The organism is Halobellus limi (assembly GCF_004799685.1).
In the GTDB taxonomy this organism is placed as follows: domain Archaea; phylum Halobacteriota; class Halobacteria; order Halobacteriales; family Haloferacaceae; genus Haloquadratum; species Haloquadratum limi.
This window is the reverse complement of record NZ_CP031311.1, coordinates 290,615-304,814: the sequence shown is the minus strand read 5'-3', so window position 1 is coordinate 304,814 and position 14,200 is coordinate 290,615. Positions and strand designations below refer to the sequence as shown.

The window sequence follows — 14,200 nt, the reverse complement described above, 5'->3', positions numbered from 1 at the left end:
CGACGCGTCGGTCTCGTCCGCGGGACTTTCGTCCGTCTCCGGCGATCCGTCGCCTTCCTCGTCCGGTCGTTCGCTCGTCTCGTCCGGTTCGCCGCTCGCACCGGACTCCCCGTCGTTCGCGTCCGACGAGGCGAGGGATTCGTCGTCGCCGGTCTCAGTGTCGGAAGCGGGAGTATCGTCGGCCTCGACGTCGGAAGCGGGAGTGTCGTCTGCCTCGACGTCGGAAGCGGGGGTGTCGCCAACGACCTCGGAACCGACGGGTTCCTCGGACTCGTCGCTGGCGGAGCGCTCCGTCGTCGTGTCGCCGCCGGCGGATTCGTCCTCCCGGGACGCCGTCGCGTCGTCTTCGGGCGTCCGGTCCCCGTCCTCCGAATCGTCGGCCATTCACCAGAGTTTCGCCGCCCGGATCTTATAGGCCTTTCCGCATCGTCTCGACGCCGATCCCGGCGCGGGACTCGAAAAGATTGATAACTGCGAGTCGGTTCTCTTCGGGTATGTCCAGCGCGCTCGACGAGGACACGAGAGCGACACTCGACGCCGGACGGGAGACCGCCGGCGCGATGCTTCGAGCCGCGCAAAAGGACCTGCAGAAGGTCTTCATCTTCTTCCTGATCGGCTTTCTCGGGACGTTCTACGCCCTCCGGCTCTACGTCTGGGACTTCCTGAAGCGCGTCACGAGAGCGCAGATGTCCGCGGGAGTCAGCGGCGACGTCTCGATCATCGCCCAGACGCCGTTCGACGTGATCCTCCTGCAGGCGAAGATCGGCCTCGTCGTCGGCGTCGTCCTCGCGCTCCCCGTGTTCCTCTATTTCTCCCGCGACGCCCTCGTCGAGCGCGGGCTGTGGCCCTCCTCGCCGGTTCCCGTCTGGCAGCTCGTGCTCATCTTCCTCGGGATGGTGACGCTCTTCGTCCTCGGCGTCGCCTACGGCTACTTCGTCTTCTTCCCGTTCACGTTCGCGTTCCTCGCGCAGAACGCCATCGCCGCCGGCTTCTCGCCGACGTACTCGATCGTCAAGTGGGCGCAGTTCATCTTCCTGCTCACCGCCTCCTTCGGCCTCGCGAGCCAGTTACCGCTCGCGATGACCGGGCTCTCCTACGCCGAGATCGTCCCCTACGAGACCTTCCGCGACAAGTGGCGTCACGCCGCCGTCGGCGTCTTCGCCGTCGGGGCGCTGTTCACGCCGCCGGACCCGTTCACGCAGATTATGTGGGCGATACCCGTCCTCGCGCTGTACGGCGTCAGCCTCTACCTCGCGAAGATCGTCACGACCGCGCGGCGCGGGAGCGAGAAGATGGACGTCGCCGCCAGCGTCCGGGCGCACTGGAACGTCATCGCCGGCGTCGGCGTCGTCGGTGCCCTCCTCGTCTACGCGTTCTTCGAGCGCGGGGGCGTCGGCTACGTCAACGACGGCCTCGCCGCCATCGGCAGCGACTACGTGATCCTCGCGCCGTCGTCGACCGCCCTGCTCGGGGGCTACGTGCTCCTGGCGGGCGTCGCCGCCGCGATCGTCGCCGTCGGCTACTTCGTCTACCACGACCTCGACGACCTCGCGGTCGTCGAGGCGGGCGTCGGCGACCCGAGCAAGATCGACCTCGCGGACCTCGACGCCGACGGGGTCCGCGCCGCGCCGCCGGAGGTGTTCGGCGCGCTCAGCGAGGACGAGGCGATGGCCGCCGCCGGCGACGCGCTCGACGCAGGCGAGCGGGCGAAGGCGCAGGCCATCATCGACCGTTTCGACGAGGACGGCGACAGCGGCGGCGATGGGACCGACGGAGCGGCCGCCCCGGCCGAGTCGGAAGCGGCGACGGCCGCCGAGTCGGGCGGATCGATCGGCGACCGGTTCTCACGCGCCAGCAGCACGTTCTTCGACGAGTTCGGTGACGACGAGGAGTCCGGCGGCGATTCCGACGCCGCGGACGGTGACGAGAGCGAGTTCGAGGGCTACTACACCGACATCGCGTTCATCCTCGATTCGATCACCTCGCGGGCGTTCCGCATCGTGGGGCTGTTCATGCTCGTGCTCGCCGGGACGTTCGGGTGGCTCTACACCGGGGGAATCAAGCGGGTCTACGAGGACTTCCTCAGTCGGCTTCCGGCGCAGGTGACCCCCGAGGAGGTGCTCAACGTCGTCGCCCTCCACCCGATGGAGGCGCTGGTGTTCGAGGTGAAGTTCTCGACGATCGTCGCCGGCATCGTGACTGCCCCGGTGCTCGCTTACTACGCGTGGCCCGCCCTCCGCGAACGGAACATCATCCGCCAGCGCCAGCGTGCGGTCTTCCTGTGGACCGGGGCGCTGGCGGCCGGCCTGATCGGCGGGTTCGCGCTCGGCTACTCCACGATCGCCCCGGGCATCATCTCCTGGCTGGTCAACGACGCCGTCCAGGCGAACATGGTGATCGCCTACCGCATCACCAACTTCTTCTGGCTCATCTTCTTCACCACGGCCGGTATCGGGATCCTCGCCGACGTGCCGATCCTGATGATCCTGCTCAACAGCGCGGGCGTGAGCTACCGGTCGATGCGAGGCCGCTGGCGCGAGGTGACCGTCGGCGTCCTCGCCTTCGCGGCGCTCTTCACGCCGGCGGACGTCCTCACGATGTTCCTCGTGACGATCCCGCTGATGGCCGCCTACGGGATCGGCCTCGGGGTGCTGTTCGTCGTCACGCTCGGCGGGCGGCGCGATCTGGCGCCGCCACGAAGCGTGGACGCCTGAGGCTACGACGGCCACGCCGACCTCCGGAACCCGGCAGGGTAGGAGTCCGGATCGGCCCACTCCTCCGGGTAGTCGTGGTCGTATCCGAGGTCCGTCGCCATCGTCACCCGGTTGTACCCCGAGACGATGTTGACGGCGTAGAGCAGTTCGACGAACGTCTCGTCCGTGAACCCACACGCCTCACGGAGCGTCTCGAAGTCCTCGTCGGTCACCGCGGCGGGGTCGTCGAGCGCGTCGAGCGCGAAGTCGATCACGAGCGCCTCGTCGCCGTCGAGGTCGCCGCTCGCGAGCGCGAGTTGCCACTCCCGGGTCGCCTCGTCGCCGCCGAGGCGCGGAGACAGCTGCTTGGCGTAGGCCCCGGTGCAGTACTTGCACTCGTTCGCCATCGAGACCGCGACGGCGAGTTTCGTGAACAGTTCGGTGCCGAGGTCGCCCTTCCGTGCGAGGTCGAGACGCGCCTCGTACACCTTCATCATCACCTCCGGGAAGTGCGTCTCCGCCTGGAAGTGCTTGCCGACCGATCCGTCGGGAGCGGTCACTTTCGGGGCGAACTCGCGGACGTCCGGGTCGTCTGACTCGTTCGGATCGAGGAGGTCGACGCGTGCCATACGGTCGCGAACTACGGCGCGGTACAAAACGCTGCCCCGACGTTTCGAACGGCGGACACGGTCCCGGAACGACGCAGGTCTCGTCCGAACCGGATCCGCGCCGCGTAGTAGTTGGGTATTCTCTGGCGAATATACGGGCCTTCCCGGCCGACGCTACTCGTCGTCGCTCTCGGCGGGGTTGAGTTCCTCCCGCTCTTCGGGGTGCTCGCTCGGATCGAGCGTGATCGGTCGGACTCGCCGGACGCCCTTCACGGTGCGCGTGCCGGAGACCCCGGGAGCGGCGAACCGCGGATCGGACTCGACGCTCTCACCGGACTCCGCGAAGCTCAGCACGCCGTCGAGCGCGGCACCGACCGGAACGCAGACGGTGAACCCGTCTTCGCCCGCCACCTGGACGTGCGTGGTCTCGTCGGGTGCGTCGGCGTCGAGCAACAGCGCGTCGACCGCGAGGCCGGTCCATTCCTCCGCGATGAGGTCGCCCGTCGAACACCGGAACGCCCCCTCGACGGTCGCCGTCTCGTGGCCGTGGTCCGCCGGGAGCGGGACGGGGATCCTGACGGAGCTCTCGCCGTCTACGGTGACGTGCGCGTCGGGAGTCGCGGTCATCGACCTGTCGTTCGGTCGTCCGCGGGTATAGTACCTGTCCTCGGTTCTCAGCCATCGGTTTTCGGACTCGGTGACGCCGAGAGCGAACGCATAAATATTCGCGAGAGAATCCCGAGATATGGCCAAAATAAGCGTAGAGATTCCGGACGAACTGCTCTCGGACCTCGACGAGCACGTCGGCGACGACGGCAAGTTCGTCAACCGCAGCGACGCGGTCCGCGCGTCGATCCGGAAGACGCTGGACGTGCTGGACGAGATCGACTCCCGACACGGGCGGATCGACGATGAGTGAGACGCGGACGCAGGCCGGCCGGATCGCCCTCGTGGCGCTGTTCGTGACCGCGCTGACCACCGCCCAGTTGACCGCCTCGAAGCTGCTGGCGTTCGGCCTCCCGTTCGAGCTACCGGTCACGGGCGCGAGCATCGTGCTCCCGGGCGCGGCGCTGGCGTACGCGCTGACGTTCTTCGCCTCCGACTGCTACTCCGAACTGTACGGCCGCCGCGCGGCGCAGGTGATGGTCAACGTCGGCTTCGCGATGAACTTCGTGCTGCTCGCGCTCGTCTGGAGCACCATCCTCGCGCCCGCGGCGAACCCCGAGGCCGCCGGGCAGTTCCGCGCGGTGCTCGCACCGGGGACGAACATCGTCCTCGGAAGCCTGCTGGCCTACGTCGTCAGTCAGAACTGGGACGTCCTCGTCTTCCACCGCATCCGCGACGCCACCGGCGCGTCGATGCTCTGGCTCCGCAACATCGCCTCGACGGCGACGAGTCAAGCGATCGACACGGTGCTCTTCGTCGGCGTCGCGTTCTACGTCGCACCGCGGGTGCTCGGGTTCGGCGATCCGCTGCCCGTCTCTGTGATCCTTTCTCTGATCGTCGGGCAGTACCTCCTGAAACTACTCATCGCCTTGCTCGACACGCCGTTCGTCTACGCGGTCGTCGCGTTCTTCGGCGGATCGACCATCGAGACGGAGGACAACGCCTGGGCGGCGGACTGAGCAGTTCGACGACGGCGTTTCGGCTGCGGTTCGACGACGTTTCGGCTACGCTTCGTCGACGACTTCCGCGAAGCCGAACTTCGCCTTGACGTCGGTGACGCGGATCCGGACCGAGTCGCCCGCCTCCGTCCCGGGAACGAACAGCGCGTAGCCGTCGATCTTGACGACGCCGTCGCCCTCGCTGCCGACGTCGTCGACGACGGCGTCGAGTTCCTCGCCCTCGCGGACCGGCGCCGTGATCCGGTGTTTGCCGACCAGGTACAGTTCCGAGGAGGAGTCTCTCGACGCCTCGGGATGGATCGACCGGACGTACTCGAACTCCTCGTCGACCTCCGCTCGCAGGTCGTCGAGGTCCTGGCCGTCGAACACCTTCGCGGCGAAGTCGCCGCCGGCGGGAAGCAGGTCGAGCGCGACCTCGAAGGCCTGTCGCGCGAGGTGGACCGAACGGGCGTGATCCAGCGAGTACTCGCCGGTCATATTCGGAGCCATATCGGAGACGACGACGTCGGCGCCGTCCTCGCCGATCTTCTCTCTCAGTTCGGCCTTGGTGTCCTCGTCGGTCATGTCGCCGCGGATCGTCTCGACGTTCTCCAGTTCCAAATCGCGGATCCGCTGGAAGTCGACGCCGACGACGGTCCCGCCCTCGCCGACAGCCTCGGAGGCGACCTGGAGCCACCCGCCCGGGGCCGCCCCGAGGTCGACGACGGTGTTCCCGGGACCGAACAGCCCCGCCTCCTCGTCGAGTTGCTTCAGTTTGTAGGCCGAGCGAGCCCGGTAGCCCTCCTGTTTCGCCTTGTTGTAGTACTCGTCTCTCCCAGTCATACGTCCCCCATCGAACTTCTCGTTCTGCGTCGGCCGCAAACGGCCGGCGAATGTGTCTTCATTACCGGTCGAAACGTGGTCGAACCGGAAAGGCACATCGGATGGCCACCGGAGGGGTCACCCGCGAGCGGTGTGGTAGCACTCGACGGCGGTACGAACCAGCGTCGCACCCAGCACCAGCAGGCCGAATCCCCCCGCGACGAAGAGGAGACCGATGGCTCCCGGACCGGGAGGCGGGTCCGACGGAACGGAGGCGATCGTGCCGGCGACGCCGACTACCGCGACGAGGGCGGCGACGGCCTCGATCACCCGGACCGTCGTATACACCGGGCGGTCGTCGATCCGATCGCTCGCCGGCGCGTCGGCCGAAACGAGGCGAAACCCCGCGACCAGGACCTCGCCGAGTACGACGAGAGCGAGGGCGAACCCGGCGAACGGGACGACGAGGAGCGCGGTGAGTTGCCGGTCGGGCACCAGACGGAAGAAGCCGAGCGTCCCGAAGAGGAGGACGGCGAGCACGGCCGCGAGTTTCGAGGCCTGGAGGGGCTTGCGAGCGGGGAACTGACGGAGCATCCGGACCGTCCGGTCTTTCGGTCGGAGGAGCATTATCGTATCGCTCGCAGACGTATCTTCGAGCACCCGATTCCGATAGGGAGGTGCCGCAGCCGAGAACCCTTACGCGAACCGCTCGGGGTCGATCCCAGCCAGCCGCATCGCGTTGCCGGTCACGCCGAGGCTCATCCCCATATCGCCGACGACGACCGCGACGGCGACGCTGACGAAGCCCAGGGGGACCCCGAGCGCGAGCAGCGCCTTCACGGCGAGGCTGGCCCAGATGTTCTGCCGGATCACGCCGTTGGCCGTGTGCGACAGCGCGTAGAGGTACGGGAGTTTGCCGATGTCGTCGCCCATCAGCGCGATGTCGGCGGTCTCTAAGGCGGTGTCGGTCCCCGCCGCGCCCATCGCGACGCCGACGTCCGCGGTGGCCAGCGCGGGCGCGTCGTTGACGCCGTCGCCGACCATCGCGACGTCGCCGTGAGCGTCGCGGATCTCTTCGATCGCTTCGACCTTCTCCTCGGGCAGCAGTTCCGCGCGGTACTCGTCGACGCCGACGTCCTCGGCGATGGCGCGGGCGGTGCCCTCGTTGTCGCCGGTCAGCATCACCACGTGTTCGACGCCGAGTTCGTGGAGCCGCTCGACGGTCCGCCGGGCGCCCGGCCGCACCTCGTCGGCGATGGCGACCGTTCCGAGCAGTTCCGTCTCGGTACCGACGAGGACGACCGTCTTGCCCTCGTGCTCCAGGTCGGCGAGGACGTCGCCGACGTCCTCGCCCGCGGACCGACCGGTCAGCGCGCCGCCGTCGGTGCGGTGTTGGGAGGCCGTGAGATCGAAGCCGAGCTCCTCGAACAGCGCGGGGTTGCCCGCATAGAACGTCTCGCCGTCGACGTCGGCCCGGACGCCCTTGCCGGTGAAGCTCTCGAAATCCGAGGCGCTCGGCGGGTTCTCGATGCCCGCCTCCTCGCTGCGGGCCAGGATCGCCGACGCGATCGGGTGTTCGCTCCGCCGTTCGAGGCCGGCGGCGTACCGGAGGACGTCGTCCTCGTCGCGGTCGCCGAAGGCGACGACGTCGGTCACGGCCAGTTCGCCCCGCGTGAGCGTCCCGGTCTTGTCGAACGCCACCGCGTCGACCTCGCCCATCGCTTCGAGGTGGTTGCCGCCCTTGATCAGGACGCCGTTCTTCGCGGCGCTGGTGATACCGGAGACGACGGAGACGGGCGTCGAGATGACGAACGCGCAGGGACAGGCGATCACGAGCAGGGTGAGCCCGCGGACGAACCACGTCCCCCAGTCGCCGACGAACGTGATCGCGTAGCCGGCCGCCCCCACCGAGACGGGATCGGCGATCAGGAGCGGCGGAACCGCGGCCGTCAGGATCGCGAGCACGACGACGGCGGGCGTGTAGTAGCCCGCGAAGCGGTCGACAAACTGCTCTTTGTCGGTCTGTTTCTCCTGGGCTCCCTGCACCATCTCGATGATCCGCGAGAGCGTCGAGTCGCCGGCGGTGGAGGTGACTTCGACTTCGAGGTACCCCTCGGTGTTGATGCTGCCTGCGTAGACCGCCGCGCCCTCGGTCTTGTCGACCGGGACGCTCTCGCCGGTGATGGGCGACTCGTCGACCGCGCTCTCGCCCTCCCGGACGACCCCGTCGAGGGGAATCTTCTCGCCCGGGCGGACGATCACCGTCTCGCCGACGGCGACCTCCTCGGCCGGGACGGTCACCTCTTCGGCCGTTTCACCGCTGTCTCCCGCCGCGTCCGAGTCGCGGCGGACGGTCGCCTCGTCGGGCGACAGTTCCATCAGTTCCCGCAGGGAGTCCCGGGCCCTGTCCATCGAGTAGTCCTCCAGCAGTTCGGCGACGCTGAAGAGCACCGCGAGCGTCGCGGCCTCCACGAAGTAGCCGATGCCGGTCGCCGCGATGATCGCCGTCCCCATGAGCAGGTCGATGTCGAGGCTCCGGTTCCGCGCGGAGTAGTAGCCGCCGCGGACGACCGGGTAGCCGCTGACGGCGATCGCCACGAGGAAGAGCACGTCCGCGAGGTGGAGGGGGTACGCGAGCACGCTCGCCACCGCGGGGTTCTGCCCCGCGAGTACGAACTCGAAGAGGAGGCCGAGGGTGACGAAGACCGCGCCGATCCACGTCTTGATCGCCCGCGGACTCGTCCACACCTCCGCGGGCGGGGCGACGTCGACGCCGCCGGCCGACGCTTCCGGCCCCGATCCGGCGGCGGTCCCGTCCTCGGAACCGCCGCCCGCGACGACCTCGTAGCCCGCGCCCTCGATCGCGTCGATCAGGTCCGCCTCACTGACCCGATCGGGATCGTACGTGACGGAGGCGGTGCCCGTCGTCGGTTGCAGCGTCGTGTCGACGATGCCCTCGACGCGGTCGAGGCTCTTGTCGACCTTGCCCGCACACGACGGGCAGTCCATCTCGGGGACGACAAGCCGGACCGTCACCTCCCGTCTCCCTTCGCCCGTCGGCTGTCCTACCGGATCCCTGTCGTCTGTCATCGTGTCGGGGTAAGCCCCTCAGTTCGATAAGCCTTCGTTGGAATATTCCAAAACAGGCCGCTCCGTCCGTCAGAGTGACGTCGACGATCCCGTCGAAACCCGCCCGTCGGCGACGTGTTCTCTCGCCACGTGTCGCTTCGCCAGCCGCTCTTCGGCCCGTCGGAGCCGGTAGGTGAGCGTCGATCGCGGTACGTCGAGGTGCGCCGCGAGCTCGCCGACGTCGACCTCGCGAGGCGACTCGTAGTAGCCGTGTTCGACCGCGGCCCGGAGCGCGGCCTCCTGTTCGGGGGGCAGTCCGTCGGAGGTCTCAGAGACGCGACCCGCGGGCGCGGCCGTCTCCGTCGACCGGAGGAGTTCCGTCTGGGCGCAGTCGCCCACCGCCGCCGCGAGGTCGTCGAAGAACGCCGCGGCGTCGCCGTCGCCGGAGTGGATCAGCCGCCACGTGTAGTGGCGGCCCTCGTGGCGGGTCTCGAACAGGACGCCGTCGCCGAAGTGGTCGCGGGCGATGTGGGGGACCGAGTCGCAGGCGGGGGTCCGCTCCCAGTGGGAGTAGAGGACGAGCGTGTCGTCGGTGTGATCCAGCACCTCCGTCGTCTGCGTGGCGCCGCAGTGCTCGGCGGCCAAGCAGTCCGCGTAGTAGTCGCTGTCGACGAACGCGGCCTCGATGTCGTCCAGCGCCGCCGGCGTGCCGGTCGCGTGATCGACCCGCCAGAGGTGGTCGGCGGTGACGTGCAGCGAGAGCGACCGGACCCGGGCGTCGGGGTGGTCGGCGAGGGCGTCGGCCACCCGGTTGCACCCGGGTTCGTACTCGAGGGCGAAGACGAGTTCGCGCATACGTCGTTTTGGCGGCGGAGCGGCATATATCGTAGCGTTCGCGGGCAGCCGCTCGCGCGGTCGCACGACGGCGCGCGACCGGCTGCCAGTCAGTCGCGGACGACACGGCGGTCGCGAACGACAGCGTCGTCTGCGACCCCCGGCGCGGCCGGCCTCCCGACCGCGGTAGTTCGGTACAATGAAGGGTAGCCGCGTACGAACCGCACACGTGCGCCGGAAGAACAAACTGCTCGTCACGACCGTCGGGGTACTCGTCCTCTTGGCCACCCTCGGCGTGACGAGTATGAACGCCTCGGCCGCGTTCGTGTCGCCGACGCAACTCTCGGAATCGGACGGGACGTACCAAGAAGAGTGGGTCAACCTCGAGGGCGTCGTCACCGACCTCGACGTCGACGGAGAGACGATCACCTTCGCGGTGACCGACGGGAACCACACCGTCCCGGTGGTCTACGAGGGGACGGTCCCCGATACGCTCCAAGACGGCCGCGTCGTCGTCGCCAAGGGACAGTTCGAGGGGGACCGACTGGTCGCGAACAAACTCTCCGTCCGTGCACACGAAGGCGAGGAGCGGCCCGAGAGCACTCGATGACGGCGGTGGGCGAGCGCGCGGAGACGGCCTCGAACCCCCCGGCGATCGCCGTCGAAGACGTGACGAAATCGTACGGGCACTTCACCGCCGTCGACGGCCTGTCGTTCGCCGTCGAACGCGGCTCGACGGTCGGGCTGTTCGGCCCGAACGGCGCGGGCAAAACGACGTTGCTTCGGATGATGGCGGGGCTCGCGCGACCGACCCGCGGGACGATCACGGTCGACGGCGTGGAACTGGCCCCGGACGACTACGCCACCTACCGAACGATCGGCGTCGTCACTCACGAGACGATGCTGTACGACGACCTCACCGCCCGGGAGAACCTCCGGTTCCACGCGGACCTTCACGGCGTCGACGACCCCGCGGACCGGTGTGCGTCGGTACTCGATACCGTCGGGCTGTCCCGCCGCGGGAGCGACCGACCGGCGGCGTTCTCACACGGGCTTCGGAAGCGGCTGTCGCTCGCCCGCGCGCTGCTCCACGATCCCGAGGTGCTGTTGCTCGACGAGCCGTACACCGGACTCGACCAGCACTCAGCCGCCGACCTCGAAGCCGTCCTCGACGGGTTCGACGACCGGACCGTCGTTCTGACGACGCACGACCTCGAACGCGGTGTCGCCCGCTGCGACCGGGGGCTCGTCGTCGATCGCGGTCGCCTCGAGGCGGACCTCGCGCTCGGGGACGCGGCGTCGTTCGCCGAGGCGTATCGCCGGACGATCGGCGTCGACTCCGAGCGGGAACCGAGGGGGGACCCGGCGCGATGACCGCCGCCGGGACGGGCCGATGAGCGCGTTTCTCCGGGCGGTCTACCGGGTGTTCAGAAAGGACCTCCGGATCGAACGGCGGACGAAGCAGGTGACGACCACCGTCGCCGTCTTCGCGCTGCTCGTCGTGCTCGTGTTCGCGTTCAGTTTCGTCCAGACGCTCCAGCGCTCGGCGTTGCTCGGCCGCGGTGCGCTGTGGGTCGCCTTCGTGTTCGCCGGGACGTTCGGCGTCACCAAGACGGTCGAACTCGAAGACCGGAACGGGGCGCTCGACGGGATGCTGGTCGCCCCAGTCGATCGGTCGGCGATCTATCTGGGAAAAGTGCTCAGCGCGGCGGTGTTCGTCTTCGCGGTGAGCGTCGTGACGCTGGGTGCGACCACGGTCTTTCTCGGGTACGCTCCGTCGGTCTCCACGGCGGTCTCGGTCGTGGCGGTGCTCTCCGTCGCCGCGCTCGGATTTTCCGCCATCGGCGTCGTCGTCTCGATTCTGACGTTTCGCTCGGGCCTCGACGAACTGGCGCTGCCGGTCCTCCTCGTTCCGCTCGTCGTTCCGCTGCTGCTGGCCGGGGTCGAACTCACTGCGGCGCTCGAAAGCGGCGCGCCGCTCGGCGGCTGGCTCCGACTCCTCGGACTGTACACCGGGATCGTACTGCTCGCCGGCGTCGCGACCTTCGAGTACGTCGTCGAGACGTGAGGTCGGAGGCGACGCCCGAGTGAGGTCGGAGGCGACGCCCGAGTGAGGTCGGAGGCGACGCCCGGGCGAGCGTCCCTCAGCTCAGTCGGTCTTCGCCGGCGGTTCCGCGGGGTCGGTCCCCTGTAGCAGGAGGAAGAGCCCGAAGAAGATCGGAGAGAGAAGTCCGAGGGCGAGAGTGGCGACGAGCGTCCCGTTCTCGAAGGAGACCGGCGCCCCGGAACCGTCGGATCCGCCGTCCGATCCGCCTCCGCCGCCGGATCCGCCGTTTCCGCCCTCGCCGCCGGCTTCCAGAAGCGGCTGTTCGACCGCGCTCGAATCGAGGCCGCCGCTGCCGCCGACGACGACGGCCCCGAGCATTCCGAGCGATCGGTGCGGATCGCAGTAGTACTTGTACGTCCCCTCGCTCTCGAAGGTGTATTCGAAGGTCTCGCCCGGGGAGTTGTAGAGTTCGCTCTCGAAGCTGCCGTCCTCGGCGACGACGTTGTGACTGTTGCCCTCGCCGGTCCACTCCCAGACGACGGTGGTCCCGGGGTCGACGCGAATCGCCGCGGGGCCGAACCCGTAGTACCCGCCGTTGGCCTCGGAGCCGACCGCGACGGTCACCTCCGACTGGCCGGTGTAGTCGTAGGTCCCCTCGTAGTTGGAGACGCCGTCGAACCAGCCGCCGTAGTCCGGCTCCGATTGCGCGGCCGCGGTGTCGCTTGCGAGTCCAATCGTCGCCGCCGCGCCGAGTCCGGTCGCGGTCCGGCGCAGGAACGCTCGTCGGTCGGTCGTGTCGTCGAGTTGCACTGACATATGTATCGGTCGTGAATGGTCTGTGTGTTCGGTGTGGTTTCGGTTCGATCGGTCGACGGTCGCTCCGCGACCCGGTCTCACGCCTGTACGTCTTCGAGTCGCCGTTCGAGCCGGGCCATCCGGCGCTGTAGGTACGTCACGTATCCGAAGAACGCGACGAAGAGCGCGGAGTAGCCGGCCAGCAGTAGTGGTTCCATCGTTATCGCCTCCGTGAGAGCCGTGCTCTGCGGACGTCCTGTTCGAGTTCGTGGATGCGGATCCGGATACCGACGAGGTACAGATAGAGGAACGTCGCCGCGACGAGCGTCACGACGAGCGTCAGCGGGTCGATGTTCGCACTGACGCCGCTGTTCCCGATCGTGGTCTCGTGAAACGTCGGCGTCCAGAGCCGCGTGGACGCGTACGACAGCGGGACGGTGACGAATCCGACGACGCCGTAGACCGCCGCGTACCGGTCGCCCGACTGAGCGTCGGTCGCGGAGTGAACGACGAGGTAGCCCGCGTAGATGAACCAGACGATCAGAAACGTCACCAGCCTGACGTCGGTCCACTCCCACCAGGAGTTCCAGATGACGCGCCCCCACGCGCTGCCCAGAAGCAGCGTCAGCGTCGCGAAGAGGAACCCCAGTTCGCCGGAGCTGTGGGCCAGCCGGCTCCAGAACGGCCCCCGGTAGCGAAGATACAGCGCGCTGCCGACGAACGTCGATCCGAGTGCCGCGGCGGCGACCCACGCGAGCGAGATGTGCCAGTACGCGAGGAGGTTCGCGCCGTGTTCGATCCCGTACATCGTGTCGGACGCGAACCCGAAGACCAACACCATCGAGAGCAGTCCGAAGCCGAACGCGCCCCACGCGACGAACCGACTGCCCGTCACGCGGTGGAGAACGCCCGTGACCGTCCCGAGGAACCGGGCGAAGCGAACGCTGCGGTCTCTGCTCGTGCGATCGTGCGCGTCGTCGTCCTGTGTCGATGAGCTACCGTTCATGCTGTTACGTCCACGTCGTTACCGATGCGAGCGCGAGTTTGTCGAGACCGAAGAGGACGGCGATCCCGAGCGCGACGAGCGCGTAGCCGGTCGCCGTCCGGAACAGTTCGGGCGACCCCCCGCTCGTGGCCGAGTCGAGCAGCCGACTGCTGCCGGCCTGGCCGAGGTACGCGACGCCGAGGAGCGGGACTGAGAAGCCCGCCCCGTACGTCGCCAACAGCCGAGCGCTGCCGACGACGTCCGACGTCGTCCCGACGTAGGCCAAGACGCCCCCGAGGACGGGACCGACGCAGGGGAGCCAGATGACGCCCAGGAGCAGCCCCACCGCGAGCGCGTTGCCCAGGGGATGGGCGTCCTCGTCGATGCGGCCGGTGAGCCGCGAGGCCCGTCCGGCGAGACGGGACGCGTACCGCGAGTAGAGTTCGTTGAGGTCGTCGTCGGCCATCACGGCCCCGAACGCCAGCATCAGGATGGCGAACGGCGCGCGGACGGAATCCGGCGTCACGGAGCCGACCATCCCGGTCAAGATCCCGAGAGCCGTGAACGTCACCGTGCTCCCGACGACGATCGCGACCGGCCGAAGCCGGTGCCCGTTCGCCCCGACGACGAGGACGGGGATCATCGGGAGACAGCACGGGGTCAGGATCGTCAAAACGCCCGCGAGAAACACGGTGACGGTGGTCGGGTCGGTTATCATTCGATGCTGGTCGTGGTGGGTTTCG

The 14,200-nt window shown here is 68.5% G+C and carries 16 protein-coding genes; 6 read left to right on the top strand and 10 right to left on the bottom strand.

Translation table 11 applies throughout. From position 1 onward, the window contains the following. Window positions 1–494: 494 nt before the first annotated feature. Entirely contained in the window at window positions 495–2,714 is a 2,220-nt protein-coding gene (gene tatC, locus DV707_RS01530; RefSeq protein WP_103990937.1) for a twin-arginine translocase subunit TatC, read from the top strand. Between the two features lie 2 nt (window positions 2,715–2,716). Here tatC and DV707_RS01525 read toward each other — a convergent pair whose 3' ends face one another. Beyond that, window positions 2,717–3,322 (bottom strand): carboxymuconolactone decarboxylase family protein, encoded by a 606-nt coding sequence (locus DV707_RS01525; RefSeq protein WP_103990938.1) that lies wholly within the window; start codon window positions 3,320–3,322, stop codon window positions 2,717–2,719. A gap of 153 nt (window positions 3,323–3,475) precedes the next feature. Beyond that, on the bottom strand, window positions 3,476–3,928 hold the full coding sequence (locus DV707_RS01520) for a molybdopterin-dependent oxidoreductase (RefSeq protein WP_103990939.1): 453 nt from the start codon (window positions 3,926–3,928) through the stop codon (window positions 3,476–3,478). Window positions 3,929–4,046: 118 nt separating this feature from the next. Between DV707_RS01520 and DV707_RS01515 the strand changes: the two genes are divergently transcribed. Both DV707_RS01515 and DV707_RS01510 read left to right on the top strand, forming a co-directional pair. After that, window positions 4,047–4,220, top strand: coding sequence for a ribbon-helix-helix domain-containing protein (locus DV707_RS01515; RefSeq protein WP_103990940.1), 174 nt, complete (start codon window positions 4,047–4,049; stop codon window positions 4,218–4,220). Continuing rightward, window positions 4,213–4,926, top strand: coding sequence for a queuosine precursor transporter (locus tag DV707_RS01510; RefSeq protein WP_103990941.1), 714 nt, complete (start codon window positions 4,213–4,215; stop codon window positions 4,924–4,926). The genes DV707_RS01515 and DV707_RS01510 overlap by 8 nt, the downstream gene beginning before the upstream one ends. Window positions 4,927–4,971: 45 nt before the next feature. Here the strand turns inward: DV707_RS01510 and DV707_RS01505 are convergent, their stop codons facing one another. From DV707_RS01505 to DV707_RS01490, 4 genes are all read right to left on the bottom strand, one after another. Further along, window positions 4,972–5,748, bottom strand: a complete 777-nt coding sequence (locus DV707_RS01505) for a 23S rRNA (uridine(2552)-2'-O)-methyltransferase (protein WP_103990942.1) — start codon at window positions 5,746–5,748, stop codon at window positions 4,972–4,974. A gap of 117 nt (window positions 5,749–5,865) precedes the next feature. Further along, window positions 5,866–6,354 carry a hypothetical protein gene (locus DV707_RS01500; RefSeq protein ID WP_235010732.1) on the bottom strand — a complete coding sequence of 163 codons (489 nt, stop codon included), beginning with the start codon at window positions 6,352–6,354 and terminating at the stop codon, window positions 5,866–5,868. Between the two features lie 69 nt (window positions 6,355–6,423). Beyond that, on the bottom strand, window positions 6,424–8,817 hold the full coding sequence (locus DV707_RS01495) for a heavy metal translocating P-type ATPase (RefSeq protein WP_103990943.1): 2,394 nt from the start codon (window positions 8,815–8,817) through the stop codon (window positions 6,424–6,426). A gap of 69 nt (window positions 8,818–8,886) precedes the next feature. Further along, the gene (locus DV707_RS01490; protein ID WP_103990944.1) at window positions 8,887–9,651 is read right to left on the bottom strand and encodes a helix-turn-helix domain-containing protein; all 765 of its coding nucleotides are present in this window, start codon (window positions 9,649–9,651) and stop codon (window positions 8,887–8,889) included. Between the two features lie 178 nt (window positions 9,652–9,829). Here DV707_RS01490 and DV707_RS01485 point away from each other — a divergent pair, with 178 nt between their 5' ends. The 3 genes from DV707_RS01485 to DV707_RS01475 are packed head-to-tail and all read left to right on the top strand — an operon-like array spanning window position 9,830 to window position 11,698. Continuing rightward, on the top strand, window positions 9,830–10,240 hold the full coding sequence (locus DV707_RS01485; protein ID WP_200820853.1) for a cytochrome c maturation protein CcmE domain-containing protein: 411 nt from the start codon (window positions 9,830–9,832) through the stop codon (window positions 10,238–10,240). Further along, window positions 10,237–11,004 (top strand): ABC transporter ATP-binding protein, encoded by a 768-nt coding sequence (locus DV707_RS01480; protein WP_103990946.1) that lies wholly within the window; start codon window positions 10,237–10,239, stop codon window positions 11,002–11,004. Before DV707_RS01485 ends, DV707_RS01480 begins: the two co-directional genes overlap by 4 nt. Window positions 11,005–11,023: 19 nt before the next feature. Beyond that, a complete protein-coding gene (locus DV707_RS01475) occupies window positions 11,024–11,698 on the top strand; it encodes a heme exporter protein CcmB (protein ID WP_103990947.1) in 675 nt (224 codons plus the stop codon). 81 nt (window positions 11,699–11,779) lie between these two features. On the opposite strand, the gene DV707_RS19255 is transcribed toward DV707_RS01475, so the two are convergent. The 4 genes from DV707_RS19255 to DV707_RS01455 form a co-directional block, all read right to left on the bottom strand. Then, entirely contained in the window at window positions 11,780–12,493 is a 714-nt protein-coding gene (locus DV707_RS19255; RefSeq protein WP_103990948.1) for a halocyanin domain-containing protein, read from the bottom strand. A 77-nt stretch (window positions 12,494–12,570) separates the two neighbouring features. After that, window positions 12,571–12,690, bottom strand: coding sequence for a CcmD family protein (locus tag DV707_RS01465; protein ID WP_103990949.1), 120 nt, complete (start codon window positions 12,688–12,690; stop codon window positions 12,571–12,573). 2 nt (window positions 12,691–12,692) lie between these two features. Next, window positions 12,693–13,478, bottom strand: coding sequence for a cytochrome c biogenesis protein CcsA (ccsA, locus tag DV707_RS01460; protein ID WP_200820854.1), 786 nt, complete (start codon window positions 13,476–13,478; stop codon window positions 12,693–12,695). 4 nt (window positions 13,479–13,482) lie between these two features. Continuing rightward, entirely contained in the window at window positions 13,483–14,175 is a 693-nt protein-coding gene (locus tag DV707_RS01455) for a cytochrome c biogenesis CcdA family protein (RefSeq protein WP_103990950.1), read from the bottom strand. Window positions 14,176–14,200 lie beyond the last annotated feature (25 nt).